Source organism: Microbacterium maritypicum MF109 (assembly GCF_000455825.1).
Lineage (GTDB): Bacteria > Actinomycetota > Actinomycetes > Actinomycetales > Microbacteriaceae > Microbacterium > Microbacterium maritypicum_A.
Map to the genome: position 1 here is coordinate 1 of NZ_ATAO01000029.1, position 584 is coordinate 584.

At 72.4% G+C, this 584-nt stretch carries 1 protein-coding gene; it reads left to right on the top strand.

The features are described from left to right. On the top strand, positions 1-584 hold a 584-nt coding region (locus L687_RS0120745), incomplete at both ends, for an HAD family hydrolase (protein ID WP_031206710.1).

The following is a 584-nucleotide window of genomic DNA, read 5'->3' on the forward strand; positions in this document are numbered from 1 at the left end:
CCGGCATGGACCGCCTCGTGCAGCGCAACGTGCTCGCGATGTCGGGGCGCGCGGTCGAGGCGGCAGGAGATGTCACCACCCTGCTGCTCGACAAGACCGGCACCATCACCTACGGCAACCGCCGCGCCCACGAGGTGCTCGCCCTCCCGGGTGTCGACGGCGAGGAGTTGCTGCACGTCGCCGCACTGTCGTCGCTTGCAGACCCCACCCCCGAGGGCGCCTCGATCGTCGAACTCGCCGCCGCGAACGACATCCGGGTGGCCGCACCGGAGGACGCGGTGGTCGTGCCGTTCACGGCGCAGACGCGCATGTCGGGCCTCGACCTCGCCGACGGCACGCAGATCCGCAAGGGCGCCGGCTCCGCGGTGCGGGCCTGGCTCGGGCTCGACGGCGACGACGTCGAGCTCACGACGCGCGCGGATGCCGTGGCCGAGAGCGGCGGCACCCCGCTCGTGGTCGCCGTGAAGACGCCCGGTGCCGACGGTCGCGTCCTCGGCGTGGTGCACCTCAAGGACATCGTGAAGGACGGCCTGCGCGAGCGCTTCGAGGAACTGCGCGCGATGGGCATCCGCACGGTCATGATC